We start from the raw sequence: 20924 nt of genomic DNA on the forward strand, positions 1-20924 counted from the left end.
CGTTTTTATGTGTAATAGAGAAATACTTTCTCTTAAATCTTATCAGATTTAAGTAATGCCTTCCTGAGCACAGTCAGATTTTTTGAAGATTCAAGTAATTGAAGTTGCGACTTCCTGAGCGCAATCAATGTTATGAGGTTATTTGGAAGATCATGTAACAACTTCCTGAGCGCAGTCGAAGGGAGAGGGTTACTGAAACTCCACAGGAACCTTATCCCTATGTTTCCAACGTCTATGCGTCCATAGGTAATATTCTGGCTGCTCACGAATCTGCTGTTCGGCAAGACGAAGAAACTCATCTGTTATTTCGTTCTTTTCTGTAGAAGAACCAGCAGTTGTAATCGGAATAAATTCGGCATTATAATAGCCACGCTTTACTTTTGATACTTTCAGGAAAACTACCGCAAGGTCCATTTTTCTTGCTAAGCTTTCAGCCCCATTAATAACAGGAACTTTCACCCCCATAAATTCGGCCCAATAATGAGCGCGGTGCCATTGCGGAGACTGGTCACTTACCATACCAAAAATTCCAGTTACATTATTCTTGTAATTTACTAAAACAGTTTTGGCGGTCTCCTCCTTTGTAATAAGAGTGGTATTCCAACGTGCACGGACATTTTTTATCCAACGGTCAAAATAGGTATTGCTTATCTTCTGGTAAACCGCATAGCCCTTAGAACTAATATAATTATTCATGCTAACGTTCCACTCCCAATTGGCATAGTGGGAACAAACTACAAGAATTGTTTTTTCCTTTTCAATTTCCTGTATCACCTCTATGTTCTTAACGGAGTAGCGTTTTTTTACCTCTTCTTTAGAAAGGTGCATAGTTTTTACCATTTCTAAGAATATATCGCACATGTGGTGGTAAAATTTCTCTTGGATGTCTTTTATTTCAGCTTCCGTTTTCTCAGGAAACACCAATTCTAGATTCTGTTGTACCACATCTTTTCGGTATCCCACAACGCGATAGACCCAAAAGAAAACAAAATCAGAAAATCCGTAAAAAAGCCTATAGGGAAGTATGGAAATTAACCACAACAACGGATACACCAAAATAAAAACAAGCAACTGCATGAAAACCTTTTAAGTAGGCAAATATAACTATATTTGAACCGAAATTAACTGCTACGTATGAACAACCTAGATATTGCCACCATCGTGGTAATCGCTGCCAATGTATTGGTCTCTCTAAAAGGATTTAATGATACCGCTTTCTTTGAGCGCTACAAATTTGGCATTGGTCAGATTCTAGCAGGACAGAAAGACCGTATGCTTACTTCTGGTTTTTTACATGTAGATATTTCGCATCTTTTCTTTAATATGTTCACGCTTTACTTTTTTGCGCCGGTGGTTGTAAATTGGTTTAGCTCAGGGAAGTTTATTGCTATCTATTTTATTAGTTTGCTAGCAGGTAGCCTTTTGGCCATATTTTTTCATAAGAATGAACCTAATTACAGTGCAGTAGGGGCAAGTGGTGCCGTAACTGGTGTGCTTTACGCTGCAATTCTTCTGCAACCTAATATGCAGTTGGGCATTATGTTCATACCACTACCAATTCCAGCATATGTTTTTGGTATAGGGTATTTGTTATACTCGATTTACGGAATGAAAAGCCGACTAGGAAATATTGGTCACACCGCCCATTTTGGTGGTGCTATTGGTGGTTATGTAAGTACACTCCTGTTTATGCCACAACTTTTGGTAAATGAACCGCTAATGGTAGGATTATTGGCCTTGCCTATTATTATTCTCTTGATAATGGCAAAAATGGGAAAAATTTAGGTTACCGTTCATCGGTAATCCTTAATAAATCGCCTAGTTAACACCTCCAAAATCTATTAAAAAGCAAAAAAAGTTGCCAATGTGTGTATTTCGTCGAAAAAAAATACACCTCGCATACCGTTGAGAGTAGTTTTACGTTCTGTTAGAGCCCAAATCTAATATTGAATAAATCTACTTATAATGAAAAGACTTTCCCTTGCCGCACTAGTGGCCGTTGCATTTGCAACATCATGTAGTGACGAGACTACTGTTTTCAGTGATACCGAAGATAATATTTCAATTGAGGCCCAAGAATCTGTTTTAGATAATAGTATTCTTTTTGATGATGCAGGTGTGTTATCAATTAACCTAACTGACGGAACTTCCGGTAAAACTTCAAAAACTGGTGAGGAGATGGCCGGTGATTATCCATTGACGTTAATAGCCCGTGTGGATCCACCATCTTTTAGTGGAGGCGAAAACCTTACCGCATCTCATGTAGATGTAGATGGAGACTACGCTTATGTATCTTACAACACGGTTGAAGATGGTTATGCAGGTGGTGTAGATATTATAAATGTTAGTGATCCCAATAATCCTCAAGTAACCTCTAGATTATACTATTCTAATGCGGATATCAACTCCATTGCCTATGATAATGGATATGTATATGCTGTTGGTGGTGTAGATGCCGAAACTTCTGTTAGGGCCACAGCAAATTCTTTTGTAGTTAAGATACCAGCTTCAAACGGTAGATTAGATGTAAGTGGAGAGTTAGTTTATGGTTTCCAAGAAGGTTTTACCGCCAACGATGTAAAAGTAACTGAAAGTGGAATTCTTGTAACTAGTGGTAAAGACGGTTTGTTAACGTCTTATAAGAGTACAGACCTTTCTATTCAAAATGATGTCTCTTTTTCCGATTTACGTTCTGTAGCTTATAATAATGGAACTATTGCGGTACTAGATGCAAGCCAAGGTGTTAGCATTATGGATAAAAACTTTGCAGTAAGTAAAGAAATTAACATCAGTTCAGATTTTGGTGATGCCAGCAAAAGAACAATTGATTTTTCTACTGAAAAAATATACGTTTCAGAAGGTTCTAAGGGTGCCGGTGTTTATAATATGACTAGTGGTGACTTAGTAGAATATATTCCTATTCTTTTAAACCCAGAGGGTACGGATAGTCAAGATATTGTTACTAATGCCGTAGCAATTAACGAAGACATTTTACTAATGGCCAACGGTGGCGCTGGTTTATGTCTGACCGAAGAAAAAGATGGACAGACCAATATTGTAGGGGTTGTTGACCTTGATGGCTCAATCAACTTTGTAGCCTCTAAAGGAGATTACATTTTTGCGGCTTCAGGTAAAGCAGGACTTCAGATTGTTAAATTAAACAGACCGGACCAAAGTTTAGAAACACGTTGTGAAGATTTGTTAGCTTATTCTGGAAGCTCTAATTTATCAGTTAATCAAGGAGAAACCAAAGGATTTAAAGGTTCTAAATATTTCAATTCAATCAATGTAAATGGTGCATTGTTACTATGTGGAACATGGTCTGTAAATAATAGTAGCTATATTAATAGCGATGGTTTATTTGAAATGAACGGTTCATTGTCTATAGGAAGAAATAACAAACGAAAAAATATTACAGTTAATAAAGACGCTACCCTTAAAATTGAAGGCAGCCTGACTGTTTATGGAGATATCATCCTTAACGATGGTGCTACACTAGAGTTTATAGGAGATGCTTCTGTAGCAAATGTCTTTGGAAGTGTAAAGAAATTAGGAACAGCCCATAGGTTATTGGCGAGTTTAGAGATGTGAGAAATAAGTTCTAAGACAACGATTTAAAGTATAAAAAAGCCCCGAACGGATTTCCGTTCGGGGCTTTTTGTATGTTATGTTTTCTAAACTAGTTAAGTAGTTCAGCAATTTTTTGTTCCAAAGCCGGCCCTCTAAGATTCTTGGCTATAATTACACCGTTCTCATCTAATAAGAAAGCTGCTGGTATAGCATCTACATTATAAAGCTTAGCAATAGGATCGTTAAAGTATGCAAGGTTAGAAACTTGGTTCCAAGTTAATCCATCATCAGCAATCGCTTTTTTCCAAGCATCTCCTGTTTTGTCCAAAGAAACACCAATGATATTCAAACCTTTATCATGGTACTTTTTGTAAACATTAACTACATTAGGATTCTCAGCACGACAAGGCTTACACCATGCGGCCCAAAAGTCAATTAAAGTAACTTTACCCAAAGCATCAGCAAGCGCCAATTCTTTTCCATCTGGAGTAGGAGCGCTAAAAGCAGGAGCTTTAGCACCTACAGCCGTACCTTTTTGGCTTTCTTCAACCTTCTTCTGTGCTTCTAGTTTCTCAGTAATAGAAACAGCAGCCTTAGTTTTCTTGATTTCAGGAGAAAGTCCATCAAACATAGTTTGTGCCTCTTCAGAAGTTACAGCACGAGCGCCAATGGCTCTGTCTATCAAAAGAACAGAAATAAGAGCATCCGGATGTTCTTTAATATAGTCAAGTTCAAAGTTTTTGTATTCTTCTTGAAGCTCCATCATTTCATCACGAAGAGAATTAGCAGTAGCTTGGTCAGCCTTTTGCATATCTTCTTGAATAGATTGTGCTTGTGCAGTTATTTTTTTAGACTTGTCCATATAATCCATGAACACTTCGTTTTGCATAGAACCTTTTACAGTAGCAAAACCCAAACTGTCTTTTTGAGCTTTAAGATTAATATCGCCATTTTCTAAGATAACAGCGATATAGCCCATTAGCTTGTCTACAAAAACGTAATGCATTTCTGGCATATCGGCTTTACCGGTAAAAGCAAACGTTCCGTTTTCTATTGTGGTAGTATCAATATCTACAGGCTGTCCGTTTTCGCCCATGACCTTTAGGAATACTTTAGTTCCGTTTTCTACTTCACCAGTGATATTTCCTTTAAAATTGTAGCCCTCAGGCTTTTGATTACAGGCTACTAGACCTATTAAAATACAGATTGATAATACTACTTTTTTCATTCTTTTTATTTAAGATGTGGCAAATGTAGGTATATATCGGTACAAAAAAAAGCCCTTAACATTATGTGTCAAGAGCTTAGGAGTATGTTTTTACTTAATTTATTTAAAACTGATAGCGAATACCCAAGGCAATGTCAAAATTCAACTTGTTATCAAAATTTTTAAAACCTATAAGTCCTAGTTCCGGTCTAAAATCCAATGACACTACTATAGGTAGATCAGGATTGTATTCTATTCCTACATCACCGGCAACAAAAACAAAAAGCCCACCATCTGGGTCTTCAGCTATGGTTGGGTTATTTTTATTAGGAATTGGGGAAAAGTCTACACTTCCAAAACCTGCTCCACCACCATAAAACCAGTTGAATCCTTTATCAATCTCATAAACCCATTGGTAAATTCCAGTTAGTTTAACCGCATCAAACTCACGACTATCTCGGTAACCTAGGTCAAATTCTGCACGTGTATAACGACCAATAGACCTTTGGTAAGAAATCTCAGCACCGAAACCATCACTATCACCAAGTCGTAAACCCAATGCATTGTCTGCTATTTCTTGGGCTTGAAGATAAAGCGCTGTAAAGCAAAAGCAAATAAAAAATAAAAATTTCCATTTTTTCATATTCTTGTGATTTTTGGTTCTAAAAAGACGTTTTACATTCGCCTTTCAACCTTAAAAACTTAATTTAGCAATCTAAATTGTTTACCGTTGAATAAAAATTTACTTCAAGAACTAGCAAGTTCACTGCAAGGTCGCGTTTTATCGGATAGTTTAACAAAAACCCTATACGCCACGGATGCTTCTGTATATAGAAAAATTCCTACGGCCGTTACTTTCCCTGAAACAATCCAAGACCTTAAAACTTTAGTCCATTTCGCAAACAAGCACAAGATTGGTCTTATTCCTCGTACTGCAGGTACTTCTTTAGCAGGACAGGTTGTTGGCGAAGGTATAGTAGTAGATACATCAAAGCACTTTACAAAGATAGTTAGCGTAGATGAGAAAAACAGGCAAGTAACCGTACAGCCAGTAGGTGTAATTCGTGATGAATTGAACCAGTACCTTGAGCCTTATGGTTTGTTTTTTGGACCAAATACTTCTACTGCTAACCGTTGTATGGTTGGTGGTATGGTAGGTAATAACTCTTCGGGAACAACATCTATTAAATATGGTATTACCCGCGAAAAAATTGTTTCGCTAAAAACTATATTATCCGATGGTAATGAAGTAGAATTTAAGGCGCTTACCATTTCTGAGTTTGAAGAAAAAAAGAGTTTAAATACTTTAGAGGGAACTATATATAGAGAAAATTTATAAAGAATTATCGCCTAAAGAAGTGCAAGAGCGCATTTTTGAGGAGTTTCCAAAACCTGAAATCCATAGAAGAAATACGGGTTATGCCGTAGATGAATTACTGAATACAAATGTATTTGGTGATACAGAGGATAAAATAAATGTCTGTAAATTATTAAGTGGAAGCGAAGGTACTTTAGCTTTCACTACGGAGATAACATTTAGATTAGATGAAATACCGCCTAAGTTTTCTGCCATGGTGGTCACACATTATAAGACTTTAGAAGATTGCCTGTCTGACGTGGCTCCCGTAATGGAGCACGATTTACATCTTTGTGAGATGATGGATAGGGTAATTCTTGACTGTACAAAGAATAACCGTGAGCAATTAAAGAATCGGTTTTTTGTTGATGGGGATCCTGCGGCTCTTTTAATGCTAGAGGTCAAAGCGCATACGGAGGAAGACCTTCAGAAACAAATTGATGCATTATTAATTACAGCAAAAGCTTCAGGGCTTAGTTACTCAGAAGCCATATTGAGAGGCGCTGATGTAAATAAAGCGGTAGCGCTTCGTAAGGCTGGTCTGGGCTTATTAGGAAATATGGTTGGTGACCGCAAAGCAGTTGCCTGTATTGAAGATACAGCAGTTGCCGTGGCCGATTTAAAAGATTTTATAGGTGAGTTTACCCAAATTATGGATGGCTATAAACAGTCCGCTGTTTATTACGCCCATGCAGGAGCGGGAGAATTGCACCTTCGTCCTATATTAAACTTAAAAAAGGGCGATGATGTAGTTATGTTTAGAGACATCACTACAGATGTAGCTAAACTGACTAAAAAATATAAAGGTTCATTTAGTGGTGAACATGGTGATGGTATTGTTCGTGCTGAGTTTATCCCTTTGATGATAGGCGAGGAGAACTATCAGTTATTAAGACGGATAAAATCCTATTTTGATCCTGAAGGTATTTTTAACCCTACAGTAAAATCGTGGATGCTTATCCAATGGATGAGTCACTTCGTTATGAAGTAGACCGAAAAGAGCCAGAAATAAAAACTCTATTAGATTTCTCGGATAGTGAAGGCATATTAAAAGCTACAGAGAAATGCAATGGTGGCGGTGATTGCCGAAAAACGGAACATGCGGTTGGAGCTATGTGCCCTAGTTTTCATGCTACCCGAGATGAAAAACATACCACAAGAGGAAGAGCAAATGCACTTCGTGAATATTTAACAACAGGAGAAAAGAAAAATAACTTTGACCAAAAAGAGCTTAAAGAGGTTTTTGACCTTTGTTTGAGTTGTAAAGCTTGCGCAACAGAATGCCCTAGTAATGTTGACGTAGCAACGCTGAAAGCGGAGTTTTTATATCAATATCAAGAAGCAAACGGTTACCCATTACGCGGTAAATTATTTGCTTACAATACTACATTGAACAAGTTGGGCAGTAAAATCCAGGATTGACCAATGCCGTGTATGATTCAAAATTCCTTGGAGGTTTATTAAAGAAATCTGCAGGTGTAGCGCCAGAAAGGACTTTGCCCAAAGTTTATAGTTTTAATTTTGATGATTACTTGCAATCATTTAAAAATGAGCAAACTATAACAAGACAAAAAGTAGTTTTGTATATAGATGAATTTAGTCAGTATCTAGATATCGAATTAGGGAAGGATGCTATTGAAGTGCTTACCAAGTTAGGTTATGATGTGCAGCTTTTTTATGCTGAAAGTGGTAGAACCTATTTGTCAAAAGGCTTTTTGAAACAGGCTAAGAAATTGGCTTTAGCGAATATTCCTAAACTTAAAGAGTTTGCGGCAAACGGACTTCCGGTTATTGGTTTGGAGCCGTCCGCAGTTTTGACTTTTAGAGATGAGTATAAACGCTTTTCGCAGGATTCGGAAACGACAAATGCTATTGCGGTAAACACTTTTCTATTGGAAGAATTTCTAGCTTCAGAAATAGAGAAAAAAGAAATTACAGCAGATTTGTTTACCAAAGAAGCTAAAACTGTAAAAATTCATGCACACTGTCACCAAAAGTCATTGAGTAACCAAAAGGTGACTTTTGATGTTCTTAATCTACCTGAAAATTATAAGGTTTCTATCATTAGCTCCGGTTGTTGTGGTATGGCCGGTTCTTTTGGATATGAAAAAGAACACTATGAGGTTAGTATGAAGGTTGGTGAGCTAAAACTTTTTCCATCAGTTAGGAAATCGCCGGAGGACACCATTATTTCGGCCAATGGAACGAGTTGTAGACATCAAATTTATGATGGTACAAAACGAAAAGCCCTGCATCCGGTAACTATTTTAAAGAATGCACTATTGGCTTAATAGCTAGAATCAGCCTTCAAGAGGGGTTTCTCCTTCTTTTTCCGGTTTTGATTTTGCCACGGCTATAGAATTAATGAGGTCTTGCATGTTCATATTCTTCAATTCTTCATCCATATAAAATGGGGAAAGTTTATCATGATTGTAACGATAAACTTTCCATCGTTTTAGAGAATATTCCAAGGCGGTTAGGTTTTCGACCCAATCTCCAGAATTTAGATAGGTGCAAGAGCCATTATCTGTATCATGTCTACTCTTCTTTGGTTGATGGATATGACCACAAACCACATAGTCGTAATCGTTCTCTATGGCGATATCTACTGCAGATTTTTCAAATCTAGCAATGTAGTCCAAACTTCTGGTGCTGTTCTTTTTTATCTTTTTAGAAAGAGAGTATTTGTCTTTTCCTCTTTTCTTTAATGACCAATTTATAGCTCGGTTAGCAACGAACAGTAGGGCGTAGCCATAACTCCCCAATTTTGTTAGCCATTTGGCATTGCGCATAGAAAGATCAAAAATGTCACCATGAAAAAACCAAGCCTTTTTACCGTTAAGTTCTAATGTAAGCTTGTCTACAATATGTAAGTTGCCCAAGGATACACCTGCAAACCTGCGCATCATATCATCATGATTTCCAGTAATGTAATACACTTCTGCGCCTTTCATGGATAGCGTAATAATTTTACGAAGCACTTTTGTATGCTCTGGCGGAAAATAACTTTTATTAAATCGTCTGATATCAAGAATATCCCCATTTAAAATAAGGGTCTTAGGTTGAATGCTACTTAAATAGGTCAACAATTCGTCTGCATGGCATTCGTAACTACCCAAATGAACATCTGAAATTACAGCAATGTCTAGTTTTCGTTTTTTCATAATCGACAAGTATGTTCAATTTATAAATGGTATTCTGGCTCTCTCAAAAACGAATAGAATAACGGTTAGATTTACCGCTATTCTTGCTAACTCTGGGGATATACAAATAAATTGCATACATGTAAAATGAATGTGAATTTGAGGATATCAATAGATGTTGAAATCATTAAATAATTATTAAGGAATACCTGCAACATCTTAATGGATAATACACAAAGGCTTATTTTGCGGTCAATGATTTAAGATTTATCTTTACCGCTAGCTTTAACCAAAATGACCATAAGCTCAACAAACAGTGTTCTGTTTTAAGTTTGGATAGAATTAGGTTAAGCATTAATTAACTTTTAATATTTTAGAATGGCTGGAAATTCTTTTGGAACCCTGTTTAAACTATCAACGTTTGGAGAATCTCATGGTGTAGCAATAGGAGGTGTCTTAGATGGTTGTCCATCAGGAATTGAAGTCGATTTTGAAGCGATTCAAAATGAGTTAAACCGAAGAAAATAAGGTCAATCTGCCATTGTTACCCAAAGAAAAGAACCGGATACAGTGGAGTTTTATTCAGGAATATTTGAAGGAAAGACTACAGGTACACCTATTGGTTTCGCTATTCATAATACCAATCAAAAATCTCACGATTACACGCATATAAAGGACTCTTACCGTCCTTCGCACGCAGATTATGTCTATGACCAGAAATATGGCTTTAGAGATTATCGTGGTGGTGGCCGTAGTTCTGCACGAGAAACCGCAAGTAGAGTAGTGGCTGGTGCTTTGGCTAAACAGTTTTTGGCCGAAATGAAAATCAATGCTTATGTTTCTCAAGTAGGGAACATGAAAATGGAAACACCTTATCAAGATTTAGACTTTTCTCAGATTGAAGCTAACCCTGTACGCTGTCCCGATCCAAAGATGGCGGCAGAAATGGAAGAATACATCAAAGAGATTCGTAAAGAAGGAGATACCGTTGGAGGCGTTATTAGCTGTGTGATCCAAAATGTACCTATTGGACTAGGAGAACCTGCTTTTGATAAGCTTCATGCGGAACTAGGGAAAGCTATGCTTTCTATAAATGCGGTTAAAGGCTTTGAATATGGCAGCGGATTTGCCGGTGTTGCAATGAAAGGCAGTGAGCATAATGACCAATTTAACCAAGATGGTACCACAAAGACCAATAACAGTGGCGGAATTCAAGGTGGTATCAGCAACGGAATGGATATCTACTTTAACGTAGCTTTCAAGCCTGTGGCTACTATTATTCAGCCATACCAAACAATAGACAAAGAAGGTAATTTTGTCCAAACAAAAGGTAAAGGACGCCATGACCCATGTGTAGTTCCTCGCGCCGTACCTATAGTTGAGGCTATGGCGGCATTAGTAATGGCGGATTTTAGCTTGCTAAATCGTACTATTAAGGCAAATTCGTAATCAATTTATTGGCAATTCATTAAAACCAGAGGTGATTTGTAGGTTGTTTTTCTGCTTTCAGATCAAAAGCAGTATATTACTTGCTTAAACCTTTGATGAATGAAAAAATTGGAATTACACTGGAGAATATTGATCGGAATGATCTTAGGTATTCTCTTTGGTTTTGGAATGACTTATGTTGATTGGGGCAGGGATTTTGTCCATGGATTGGATCAACCCTTTAGGATCCATTTTTGTTAAGCTTCTAAAACTAATTGCAATTCCACTTATTTTAGCTTCGCTGATAAAGGGAATATCAGATTTAAAGGATATTTCTAAGTTCCGAAACATTGGTTTACGTACAATAGCTATTTACATAGGAACTACAGTAATTGCGATTTCAATTGGACTTATTTTAGTCAACATTCTTAAGCCTGGCGATGGCATCTCCGAAGATACCATAACCAAGTTAACAGAGACCTATTCTAATGATAGTAGTGTAACTTCTAAACTAGAAGAGGCGCACAGGCAGCAAGATAGCGGCCCGCTTCAGTTTTTAGAAGACATGGTTCCTGATAATGCTGTCCAAGCCTTAGGGGACAATAGCTTAATGCTTCAGGTTATATTTTTCACCATTTTTATGGGAATCTCTATGCTTCTTATAGGTGAAGAAAAAGCTAAGCCCCTTAAAGATTTTTTCGATTCTCTTAATGACATCGTCTTAAAAATGGTGGATTTGATTATGCTCACTGCCCCTATAGCGGTTTTTGCGTTATTGGCTAACGTTGTGGCTACTTCCGGTGATCCAGATTTACTCATAGCGCTTTTGAAATACGCAGGGGTTGTGGTTCTGGGATTATTATTAATGATTGTTTTCTATAGTGTTGTGGTAGCTACGTTCACACATTATAGCCCATGGAAGTTCTTGAAAGAGATGAGTCCTGCACAGCTCTTGGCATTTTCTACAAGTTCTAGTGCTGCTACTTTGCCGGTAACTATGGAAAGGGTAGAGGAGCATATTGGTGTAGACAAAGAGGTTTCTAGTTTCGTTCTTCCTGTAGGAGCTACTATAAATATGGATGGCACAAGCCTTTACCAAGGTGTTGCGGCAGTTTTTATAGCGCAGGCTTTAGGGTTTGATCTTTCTTTTTCCGGACAACTTACCATTGTTTTAACTGCATTGTTGGCCTCTATTGGTTCTGCGGCAGTTCCTGGCGCTGGTATGGTTATGTTGGTGATTGTGCTAGAGGCCATTGGTTTCCCGCAAGACAAATTAGCCATAGGGCTGGCCCTTATCTTTGCCGTGGATAGACCTTTGGATATGCTACGTACTGTTGTAAATGTTACCGGTGATGCTTGCGTTGCTATGATGGTGGCCAAATCCGTTGGAAAATTAGGCAAACCTCATGTTCAGAATTGGGATGACCATTATGATGAAGTGAAATAACTAGTAAACCATATATTTTTAAAAAGCGAAGTAGTTTTAGGAAGTTGTTTTATCAAACAGTAACCTAACAAACTATTTCGCTTTTTGTTTTTTACCATCAGCTTCCTTCTCTGCATCTTCAAAGCTTATATCATTATCTACGACGCCTTTGTATGCTTTTACCCAAGCATTTTTAAAGATATTAGTTACTGTTGGCCATGTTTTTGTTCCTAAATTATTTAAGTTACCTTCAAGAGGGACTTTGGTGGCTAATGTATTGTTCTTCTGGTTTTTGAGAACGAATTTAAAGAACCCCACAAATCCTTCCCATAAGGTTTCTAGAAACCCATCTTCTTTTCCAACGAGCTTTCCATTTTTTATAATAGGTTTTATAGATCCTTTAAGAAACCCATCTGCAATGGCTATTTCACCAAAAACCTCAAACGTGCCGCTTTCAAAATCTATTTCTGCATAATACTTCGTAAAATCATTCAATGCCTTTGCATCTGCATCTGTGACCGAAAAAGCGATATCCATGTCAGGAACTTCTTTTACGAGGTTCATTTTGCCATCCAGAACTAAATCACCTTGACCAATGGAAGTTGCTGTTGCGTGAATGTCTGATGGTAAGGTGCGCTTTTTTTGTACTACGTTTCTAAGATTGGTAGCATTTAAATTCAGGTTCTTAAGATTTAGGTCTATTGTTGGGTCGGCCTCTATTTGAACAAAAGCTACTGTGCCATCGGTTATTTGAAGATTGTTAATTGAAATAGGAACTAAATCCGTTAATGCTTTAGTCCAATCATCAGCTTCAGGAGCCGTTCCGCCTTCTTGTTGATCTTCCAATACATAAATAACCTTAGGTCGATTCATTTCTATTTCACTCACAATTCTACCTTTTACTAAGGCATTCCATTCAATTGAAATATCAGTTTTTTCAAAATCCAAGAAAGGAACTTCCGAGCCTGCTTCAACTTTGTTAAGCGTCATGTTTTCAATTACATACGCACCTCTATATAAATCAATATCAATACCATCTACATGACCATAAAATCCTGGAATATCTGCCAGCACACCATTCACATAGTTTTTGACCAATACTGGCATGAATAATCGTAATACAATTAGAAACACTATAATGCCTAGTGGAATTAAAAACCGCTTTTTTTTATAACCTCTTTTTCTCTTATTTTTTGACATAGATTATGAATCAGCTACAAAAATCCATGATTTGGCTCATTTAGGTTTGTTCATATACATAAAAGGCTATCTCATAAGAACATAGCCTCAATGTTTAGGTTTAAATGATAAGTAGCGGGAATACTGATTTTTAAAGAGGAATAAGTATTCAAGAAAGGGAGAGGGCAAAACATCTCTTCTTTAAAATAAAGACAGCCTTAACTTAAAAATTTGGCTTTAAGTTGTGGAGTAGGAATCATACATTGTTCTTTCTTGCCGTACCACTTGTAGCGATTACGCGCAATAAAATCGTATACGATATCACGAATACTTACGGGAATCCATTGCAGGACAGATGAAATAGTTTTATACCCTTTCAGCTGTTTGCCTATTTCTAATGCTGCATCAGATTTAATATAAAAAGCAACGCCGTGTTCAATAAGAATTATGGAATCTATACTTGAAGAGTCGATATTTCGCTGCGAAATCAACTTCTTTCCTAAATCGCTTTGAAGTGGCGCATATCGGAAAACATCTTGTTCATCATGTTTTATGATAAACTGAATAGCACCGTTGCATAGGTTACAAACGCCATCAAAAAGAATAATTTGTTTTGAATTTTCCACAAAGTAAAGTTAATGATGTATGTATTGAAGACCTAAATTTTGTTAGATATTTAAGAAAGAACATTGACGCTACTTCTTAACCCGCTCTACAAGCTCCAGCTGATCAACACTAACATTGGTAGTGAAAATGCCGTAGTTAACTATGGCTTTGTTCTTTTCAAGGTTATCAATAGACCCAACGGCTTTCCCATCTTTCATTCGGACGCGATCTCCTAATTGAAAAACAGGTCTTGGCTTGTTCTTCTCTTTGATGACCGCTTTTTTCTTTTCGACTATCTTTTTCTCCCGAATTACCTTGACTTCTTTTTGAACTTCTTGTTTGACTTGCGCCTTTTTAGTGCGTTCCACCTTGGCTTCTTTGGCGGTTTTCTTCTTACGCTTGCTGTTTTCTGTTTCTACAATGCGTAACAGCTCGGAAACAAGTGGTCGTTTCTTATTATCAATAAAATAACGGTCTGCAGCCTTATCAATCTTATTTCCTAACTGTACCATGCGCTGGTCATGGTCGTACAATTCTTGGTAGTTCTCTAATTTGCTCTTTACTTTGGCGTTCAATTTTTCCAATCGCATGGCTTCTTCACGTGCTTTAGATTCTTCTTCTTGAAGTCTAGTGCCTGTTTGCGCCATTTTACTGCGTTCTTTCTGAAGTTTGGCTATCGTAGCGTCAAAACGGACTTTGCCTCGCTCTACCTTCTTCTTTGCTTTGTTTATTAAGCTGTAGGGGATGCCGTTTTTCTGGGCAACCTCAAAAGTAAACGAACTACCGGCTTCTCCCAATACTAATTGAAATGTAGGTTCTAAGGTCTTGCTGTTGAAAACCATGTTCGCATTAGTTGTATGTGGCAGTTCATCTGCCAAAGCTTTTAAGTTGGCATAATGGGTTGTAATTACACCGTAAGCTCCACGTTCATAAAAAATTTCTAAGAAAGCTTCTGCCAAGGCACCACCCAGTTCCGGGTCACTACCGGTACCAAATTCATCAATAAGAAAGAGTGTTTCATTATCGCAAATCCGTAAGAAGTTCTTCATATTCTTTAAACGGTAGCTATAGGTACTTAGGTGATTTTCTATGGATTGATTATCACCAATATCTGTCAATATTGTATTGAAAAAACAAACGGAACTCCTTTCATGAACGGGAATTAGGAGTCCTGATTGAAGCATTACTTGAAGTAATCCAATTGTCTTTAAGGTGATACTTTTACCTCCGGCATTAGGTCCGCTAATAACAATAATCCTATTTTCGGAATGCAATTCTATGGTCTGCGGATAAGTTTCTGTACGCTGTAATTTGTTACTTAGATATAATAATGGGTGAAAGGCATCTCGTAAATAGAGTCGCTTTTCATCATTAATTTTTGGTAGTAATGAGTTCGTATCCTGGCATATGATGCCTTAGCGGCAGTAATGTCCATATGTGCAAGGAAGTGGTATTCAGCTAACAACCAAGCAAAAGGCCGTATTTGATCCGTGAGCTCGTTTAGAATACGCTGAATCTCTTCCTTTTCATCGTATTCAAGATTATTGAGTTCCCGACTATATTTTAAAGTAGCTTCTGGCTCTATGTAAACAATACTTCCTGTTTTGGAAGTACCCATTACCGTACCCTTTATTTTTCTACGATACATGGCCTTTACTGCCAAAACCCTACGGTTTTCAACAACTGATTCCCGTATGTCATCTAAATAATCAGAACCGTGATAGGTGTTTAGTGCTGAGGCAAAACTCTGGCCTATCTTACCTTTCACTTGGTTCATTTGCCTACGTACATCAAAAAGTTTATTTGATGCGCGGTCTTTAACTTCCCCAAAGCGGTCAATAACAACATCAATTTCTTTAGGAATATCAGTATTTAGCTCAACGTTATTAGAAACCTCAAAGAGCAGTGGGTAGTATTCTTTAAACTTCTTAAGGAACTTTTTATGTGCCGTAACCGTGGTACAGATAGTTCCGATTTTTTTAAAACTCGAAACCTCAAGGGTTGTATTTTCTATTCTAAGTAACTGAAGTTCTTTGTTTATAGCGTCAAAACCATGGGGAGGTATTCGGTTTTCACTTATGAAAGAGGATAGGTACTCTGCTGTTTGTCCCAAAACCTCAACTACAGTCTCCTTGTCGTCTATTGGAGCGATTTCCAATGCGCGTTCTTTTCCTAATTCAGTGGAGCAGCGGGCCGAAACCTGCTCTAAAACTGTAGGAAATTCAAGGTCTTGTACTGTCTTGGAGTGAATATTAGCCATTCTTATTTAATTGCGACGGCAAAGGTAGGCATTGGTAGCGAGATTTGAAATCTGTTGAATAGACCAAAAAAACTAGCCTTTTACTCAATACGTTTTGCTTGTGTGGTAAACGAAAGACCTTGCTGAGACATGGTAGAGTTCATTATACCTTCAAATAATGGCTCTGGACAACCTTTTGGCACCTTCCATTCAATGATGAAATTAGAGCCTGTTCCGCCTTCAACATCAACCTCATCTATAATAATTTCAGTGGTTTCCATTGGAGCTAAATAAATAGGGTGGTCAAAATACGTTCTTACCGCTTTGCCATGTGTGTCAAAATATTCTGCTTTTGTCAAGTATACCGTATCCTTATCACTTGTGTTTCTCAAACTGGCCATTGCAGTTAAGTTATGCGTTTTGTGCTCCGTCATGCTATAGATTTGAGAATATATGGACAAATAGGATTTGCCATATTCTAAAGAGTCTTTATCGCTGATATTTATTTTTCGTTTTGACCAGTTTATAGGATTTATAGAGCTGACTTCTTTTTTCTCAGGAATACAACCAAAGAGTAATGACACCATCAATAGGGATAAAACACACTTTTTCATTTTTCAAGATATTTAAAGCAGACTTTTCTTAACCAATGCACTGTAAATTTTAGGTAATTTTGAAATCGATAAAAAGATAACTTCTTTATGGAAGGTTCTTTTCGGATGTAACATCAATTATGTACAATTGCGCTTGCTATACAAAAATGATCATAAAATATGACAGTACAAATACATGAAAGCTGGTTAAAGCCACTTTCTCAAGAATTTGAACAGCCTTATTTTGGGGAATTGGTTCAATTCGTCAAAAACGAATACGCTCAGCATACTTGTTACCCTAAAAAAAAAGACATATTTGCGGCCTTTGACCATAGTCCTTTTGACAAAACAAAAGTGGTTATTATTGGGCAAGACCCATATCATGGACCCAATCAGGCCAACGGACTCTGCTTTTCTGTAAAAGACGGAATTCCGCATCCGCCTTCATTGCGGAATATTTTTAAAGAGATTGAAACGGACCTAGGAAAACCTTATCCAGAAAGCGGAAACCTAGAACGTTGGGCCGATCAAGGTGTTCTTCTTTTAAATGCCACGCTAACCGTACGAGCCCATGAAGCAGGAAGTCATCAGAAAAAAGGCTGGGAAACTTTTACCGATGCAGTAATCAAGAAATTATCCGATGAAAAGGAAGACCTCGTTTTTCTACTTTGGGGCGGATTTGCAAAAAAGAAAGCTAAACTCATTGACAAGAAAAAGCATCATATCTTAAATTCCGGACATCCATCTCCTTTAAGTGCTAATCGGGGTTATTGGTTTGGAAACCATCATTTTAGTCAAGCTAATGAAATCCTGAAAATAAAGGGCTTAGAGCAAATTAATTGGTAAATCAATTTCCTGCGACCGCATCGTCAAAGTAAGATTTTTGATAGGGCAGTGGCTGTATCTCAGGTTTAATCCTCAAATATTCTTGCCATTGGTACGAATAAAGTACGTCTACCATTTCAGAGCTCTCGTGACTGGATATTTCTTTTAAACGATAGTTTTTTTGATTGTCGGTTGTATAAGGGTTGTCTAGAATAGATTTCTTTTTCACTAAGTATTTGGCTACCGTGTTTTGGAATTCCAGTGCTTGATCAGTGCCCAAAACTAACCTTGGCTGATATGCTCTTGTTATGCCTTCCGCCTGATTACGAATATTTCGGTCTATTTTAAGGGCATATAATGTTTGAGCTTGAGTATAGATAACTCCGCAGAAAAAAAAATGCTAAAACTAGAAATTGACGTGTATGAATAAGTTTGAGTCTCATTTTTAAAAGGAATTGATTAAACCTCCGTTTTTGCGAATTCCCTATAAAATTAAAAACCCTTTTACTGAAAATCAAGAGTTAAATGCTAAAAACTTTTTAAAATTTGTTCTGGATTTCACTTCTAATTATTTTACATTAATTTATAATCATAATTGTTATGTTGTCAAAGGTTTTCTGTTGATTGGCATGTATATATTTTACGATTATGATAAAATATTAGGGTACTTAACAATAAATCTCTCACTGCTTAGGCTATTTAGTTAAAATTTCTTTAATTTTAACCAAGCTATTTTACCTAAACACTTATATACCATTAACTAACAAAAAAAATACCATGAAAAATTTAGAGAGATTAAATTCAATACTACTGATCGATGATGATGAAATAAACAACATCTTGCATTCAGTTTTTATTAACAAACTAGATTTGGATTTGGAAGTTAATACAGTGCTAAATGGTCAAGAGGGTCTTGATTTCATCCTAGGTAATGGTAAGGGAAAATTACAATTGCCATGTATGGTAATGCTAGATTTAAAAATGCCGATTATGGACGGATGGGAGTTTATGACAGCATACGAAGAATCCGTTCCGAAAGAATTGAAAGATCAAATTACCATAGTTTTAGTGACTACAAGCGATAATCAAGAGGATAAAGATAGAGCGGAAGGCAATGAGTTTATTGACGATTTCTCTCAAAAACCTTTATCTGACGATACTTTTAAGCATTTGATTCAAAGTCATTTTAATCTAGCTGCTATTTAAATCAATTTAAAATCTTCAATAGGGGAATAGATTTATCAATTAAATTTAATTCCCTTAAAGTATCCTGAACTTTTGTTAATGTAGCTTCTGGAAGTTGCTTCTGGCTCCATTTTGTTATTTTAAGCCATTCTTGAATATCCGCTAGTTGTTGGCCGTATCTATTGGCTAGGCTTCGGTCTATGCTAGGTATCTGTTTAAATTCGGAAGTGTAATCGTTGATGACCTCTAAAATATGGTTCAAGGTGCTTTTCTCTTCATCAAGAAATTTTTGTGTAGCAGCAACTACAAAACAGGGCCACGGCGTAGGACAGTCTCCTAAACGTCTAAAAACGCCTTTATCTACTAGGGGTTTTGTTGTAAAGTGTTCCCACATGAAGTAATCTGCTGTACCTTCGGTTAAAGCGGTAACTGCACCATCTAGGTTATTTATGATTTCAAACTGAAGAGAGTTAGTCGCCCATCCTTCATTTTGAGCATTTACAAAGGCCATCAAGTGGCTTCCGCTACCTAATCGGCTAATTGCCGCTTTAGTATCTTTCAATTCGGCAATGGACTTGTATTTGCTCTTAGCGCCTACATGAATTCCCCATTGTAGTGGGGTTGAAATATATTCCTGAACAATTTTAGCAGGGTTTCCTTCGGTAATGCTTTTGACTAGGCCCTCGGTTAAGATGATGGCCAAATCTGTTTCCTCGTCTTGAAGCATTTGACACATTCTACCTGTACCTTCCGGAACTTCGGTCCATTGCAAGTCAATGCCTCTTTCTTCAAAAGCACCTTCTTCAATGGCCATATGCCAAGGGAGGTTGAAATGTTCGGGAACGCCAATTATTCTAACTTTCTTCATAATTATTCTTTTCTATCGGAAACTCCGGTAAATTTAAGAAACTTGCTCCTCTTAACCTCGTGGCTATGGGGCTTTCTGTTGCTAAGTTTGTTTTAGGAGCTTAAAGTTTCGCCTTTCATCTTCAAATACTCATAAATGGCATATTGAGAACGAATGGGTTTTTCTTGTTCAAAGGAAACCAATGTGTTTGTATCATCTGCATCCTGCACACGGGATTTTACGGAATCGTTTAATTGCAGCTTAAGAATATCGTTTAACTCATTAAAAATATCAGAATCTAGAATAGGTGTCAATACTTCAATGCGTCGGTCTAGGTTTCGTGTCATCCAATCTGCGGAACCTATGTACATTTTCTCATCACCATTATTATGAAACAAATAGATACGGCCATGCTCCAAATAGCGGTCAACGATACTTGTAATCAGTATAGGTTCGCAACCTGAAGGAAGCTCATTAGCCGATTTAGGTATGAGGCAGGAGAAACCACGAACAATAAGACGTACCTGAACACCTGCTTCATTTGCACGGTACAGAGCATCAATCATATTCTTGTCTTCTAGGCTGTTCATTTTTGCCGTAATCTTCGCGGGAAGCCCTTTTTTGCTGTTTTTTATTTCATTTTCAATAGATTGCAAGAATACATTTCTTGTGTTGAAAGGTGAAACCAAAAGCCGCTTTAACTTAGGGATTATCAAATGACGTTCTAATGTAGAAAACACTTGGTTCAAATCTCCAGTTACTTGAGGGTGAGCAGTAAATAGTCCATGGTCGCAATAAATACTTGAAGTCTTAGCATTGAAGTTTCCTGTACCAATGTAAGCGTAGCGTTTTAAAGAATCGGATTCGGTTCGTTCTATTAAAGCGATCTTAGAATGGACTTTGATATTAGGAATGCTGAAAAATACTTTGGCTCCTTTATCTTCGAATATCTTACCCCATTCAATATTATTCTTTTCATCAAAACGAGCTTTGGCCTCTACGAAAATCGTCACCTTTTTGCCATTCTCTAGTGCTAAAAGTAAAGCATCCGTAAGTACCGATGCTTTTGCAATACGATATAATGAAATTTTAATATGTTCCACCTTACCATCTTTTGCTGCCGCTACAATAAAATTTTCTACGGCATCAAAACTCTGGTAGGGAAAATGTACGAGCTGGTCCTTTTCTGCTATGGAAGCAAAAAAGTCTTTTGTTTTGGATAAAATAGGGTGTGGCAAAGGAACTTGAACCTTATATGTTAAGTCCGGATTGTCTGTAGGGTTGTTAAAACCGAAAAAGTCTGAAAGATTATGGTAGCG

General features: G+C 37.2%; 14 protein-coding genes and 4 pseudogenes. 7 read left to right on the forward strand and 11 right to left on the reverse strand.

Going from position 1 to position 20924, the window contains the following annotated elements:
* Positions 1 to 189 precede the first annotated feature (189 nt).
* Positions 190 to 1077 carry a lysophospholipid acyltransferase family protein gene (locus tag Q5W13_RS19640; protein ID WP_304444165.1) on the reverse strand — a complete coding sequence of 296 codons (888 nt, stop codon included), beginning with the start codon at positions 1075 to 1077 and terminating at the stop codon, positions 190 to 192.
* A 57-nt stretch (positions 1078 to 1134) separates the two neighbouring features.
* Between Q5W13_RS19640 and Q5W13_RS19645 the strand changes: the two genes are divergently transcribed.
* Both Q5W13_RS19645 and Q5W13_RS19650 read left to right on the forward strand, forming a co-directional pair.
* Positions 1135 to 1785 (forward strand): rhomboid family intramembrane serine protease, encoded by a 651-nt coding sequence (locus tag Q5W13_RS19645; RefSeq protein WP_214610818.1) that lies wholly within the window; start codon positions 1135 to 1137, stop codon positions 1783 to 1785.
* Positions 1786 to 1965: 180 nt separating this feature from the next.
* Entirely contained in the window at positions 1966 to 3591 is a 1626-nt protein-coding gene (locus Q5W13_RS19650) for an LVIVD repeat-containing protein (protein WP_304444166.1), read from the forward strand.
* Between the two features lie 88 nt (positions 3592 to 3679).
* On the opposite strand, the gene Q5W13_RS19655 is transcribed toward Q5W13_RS19650, so the two are convergent.
* Entirely contained in the window at positions 3680 to 4798 is a 1119-nt protein-coding gene (locus tag Q5W13_RS19655) for a TlpA disulfide reductase family protein (protein WP_304444167.1), read from the reverse strand.
* A 103-nt stretch (positions 4799 to 4901) separates the two neighbouring features.
* Entirely contained in the window at positions 4902 to 5420 is a 519-nt protein-coding gene (locus Q5W13_RS19660) for a hypothetical protein (protein WP_304444168.1), read from the reverse strand.
* 87 nt (positions 5421 to 5507) lie between these two features.
* Here Q5W13_RS19660 and Q5W13_RS19665 point away from each other — a divergent pair.
* Positions 5508 to 8425 (forward strand): annotated as a pseudogene (locus tag Q5W13_RS19665) (FAD-binding and (Fe-S)-binding domain-containing protein).
* A 9-nt stretch (positions 8426 to 8434) separates the two neighbouring features.
* On the opposite strand, the gene Q5W13_RS19670 reads toward Q5W13_RS19665, so the two are convergent.
* The gene (locus Q5W13_RS19670) at positions 8435 to 9298 is read right to left on the reverse strand and encodes a UDP-2,3-diacylglucosamine diphosphatase (protein ID WP_304444169.1); all 864 of its coding nucleotides are present in this window, start codon (positions 9296 to 9298) and stop codon (positions 8435 to 8437) included.
* A 357-nt stretch (positions 9299 to 9655) separates the two neighbouring features.
* Here Q5W13_RS19670 and aroC point away from each other — a divergent pair.
* A pseudogene (gene aroC / locus Q5W13_RS19675) lies at positions 9656 to 10726 on the forward strand (chorismate synthase).
* A gap of 99 nt (positions 10727 to 10825) precedes the next feature.
* Positions 10826 to 12152, forward strand: a pseudogene (locus tag Q5W13_RS19680) (dicarboxylate/amino acid:cation symporter).
* 72 nt (positions 12153 to 12224) lie between these two features.
* On the opposite strand, the gene Q5W13_RS19685 reads toward Q5W13_RS19680, so the two are convergent.
* From Q5W13_RS19685 to Q5W13_RS19700, 4 genes and pseudogenes are all read right to left on the reverse strand, one after another.
* Entirely contained in the window at positions 12225 to 13331 is a 1107-nt protein-coding gene (locus Q5W13_RS19685; RefSeq protein ID WP_304444170.1) for an AsmA family protein, read from the reverse strand.
* Positions 13332 to 13528: 197 nt separating this feature from the next.
* On the reverse strand, positions 13529 to 13936 hold the full coding sequence (locus Q5W13_RS19690; RefSeq protein WP_304444171.1) for a thiol-disulfide oxidoreductase DCC family protein: 408 nt from the start codon (positions 13934 to 13936) through the stop codon (positions 13529 to 13531).
* Positions 13937 to 14005: 69 nt separating this feature from the next.
* A pseudogene (locus Q5W13_RS19695) lies at positions 14006 to 16176 on the reverse strand (endonuclease MutS2).
* 80 nt (positions 16177 to 16256) lie between these two features.
* The gene (locus tag Q5W13_RS19700) at positions 16257 to 16769 is read right to left on the reverse strand and encodes a DUF3124 domain-containing protein (RefSeq protein WP_304444172.1); all 513 of its coding nucleotides are present in this window, start codon (positions 16767 to 16769) and stop codon (positions 16257 to 16259) included.
* Positions 16770 to 16928: 159 nt separating this feature from the next.
* Between Q5W13_RS19700 and Q5W13_RS19705 the strand changes: the two genes are divergently transcribed.
* A complete protein-coding gene (locus Q5W13_RS19705; RefSeq protein WP_155596334.1) occupies positions 16929 to 17594 on the forward strand; it encodes a uracil-DNA glycosylase in 666 nt (221 codons plus the stop codon).
* A gap of 1 nt (position 17595) precedes the next feature.
* Here the strand turns inward: Q5W13_RS19705 and Q5W13_RS19710 are convergent, their stop codons facing one another.
* The gene (locus Q5W13_RS19710) at positions 17596 to 17853 is read right to left on the reverse strand and encodes a hypothetical protein (protein ID WP_304444173.1); all 258 of its coding nucleotides are present in this window, start codon (positions 17851 to 17853) and stop codon (positions 17596 to 17598) included.
* Positions 17854 to 18350: 497 nt separating this feature from the next.
* Between Q5W13_RS19710 and Q5W13_RS19715 the strand changes: the two genes are divergently transcribed.
* Complete coding sequence (locus Q5W13_RS19715) at positions 18351 to 18779, forward strand: response regulator (protein WP_304444174.1); 429 nt, start codon at positions 18351 to 18353, stop codon at positions 18777 to 18779.
* A 1-nt stretch (position 18780) separates the two neighbouring features.
* Here the strand turns inward: Q5W13_RS19715 and Q5W13_RS19720 are convergent, their stop codons facing one another.
* Together Q5W13_RS19720 and Q5W13_RS25375 are read right to left on the reverse strand one after the other, a co-directional pair.
* On the reverse strand, positions 18781 to 19626 hold the full coding sequence (locus tag Q5W13_RS19720; RefSeq protein ID WP_304444175.1) for a substrate-binding domain-containing protein: 846 nt from the start codon (positions 19624 to 19626) through the stop codon (positions 18781 to 18783).
* A 92-nt stretch (positions 19627 to 19718) separates the two neighbouring features.
* Positions 19719 to 20843 carry a phospholipase D-like domain-containing protein gene (locus Q5W13_RS25375; protein WP_368662327.1) on the reverse strand — a complete coding sequence of 375 codons (1125 nt, stop codon included), beginning with the start codon at positions 20841 to 20843 and terminating at the stop codon, positions 19719 to 19721.
* Positions 20844 to 20924: the final 81 nt, after the last annotated feature.

It is taken from the genome of Zobellia laminariae (assembly GCF_030553095.1).
Classification (GTDB): Bacteria; Bacteroidota; Bacteroidia; order Flavobacteriales; family Flavobacteriaceae; genus Zobellia; species Zobellia laminariae.

Coding starts and splice junctions, on each gene's coding strand:
- Q5W13_RS19645 (WP_214610818.1), top strand. CDS start 1,135: ATGAACAACCTAGATATTGCCACCATCGTGGTAATCGCTGCCAATGTA.
- Q5W13_RS19715 (WP_304444174.1), top strand. CDS start 18,351: ATGAAAAATTTAGAGAGATTAAATTCAATACTACTGATCGATGATGAT.
- Q5W13_RS19720 (WP_304444175.1), bottom strand. CDS start 19,626: ATGAAGAAAGTTAGAATAATTGGCGTTCCCGAACATTTCAACCTCCCT.
- Q5W13_RS19650 (WP_304444166.1), top strand. CDS start 1,966: ATGAAAAGACTTTCCCTTGCCGCACTAGTGGCCGTTGCATTTGCAACA.
- Q5W13_RS19685 (WP_304444170.1), bottom strand. CDS start 13,331: ATGTCAAAAAATAAGAGAAAAAGAGGTTATAAAAAAAAGCGGTTTTTA.
- Q5W13_RS19705 (WP_155596334.1), top strand. CDS start 16,929: ATGACAGTACAAATACATGAAAGCTGGTTAAAGCCACTTTCTCAAGAA.
- Q5W13_RS19660 (WP_304444168.1), bottom strand. CDS start 5,420: ATGAAAAAATGGAAATTTTTATTTTTTATTTGCTTTTGCTTTACAGCG.
- Q5W13_RS19640 (WP_304444165.1), bottom strand. CDS start 1,077: ATGCAGTTGCTTGTTTTTATTTTGGTGTATCCGTTGTTGTGGTTAATT.
- Q5W13_RS19655 (WP_304444167.1), bottom strand. CDS start 4,798: ATGAAAAAAGTAGTATTATCAATCTGTATTTTAATAGGTCTAGTAGCC.
- Q5W13_RS19700 (WP_304444172.1), bottom strand. CDS start 16,769: ATGAAAAAGTGTGTTTTATCCCTATTGATGGTGTCATTACTCTTTGGT.
- Q5W13_RS19670 (WP_304444169.1), bottom strand. CDS start 9,298: ATGAAAAAACGAAAACTAGACATTGCTGTAATTTCAGATGTTCATTTG.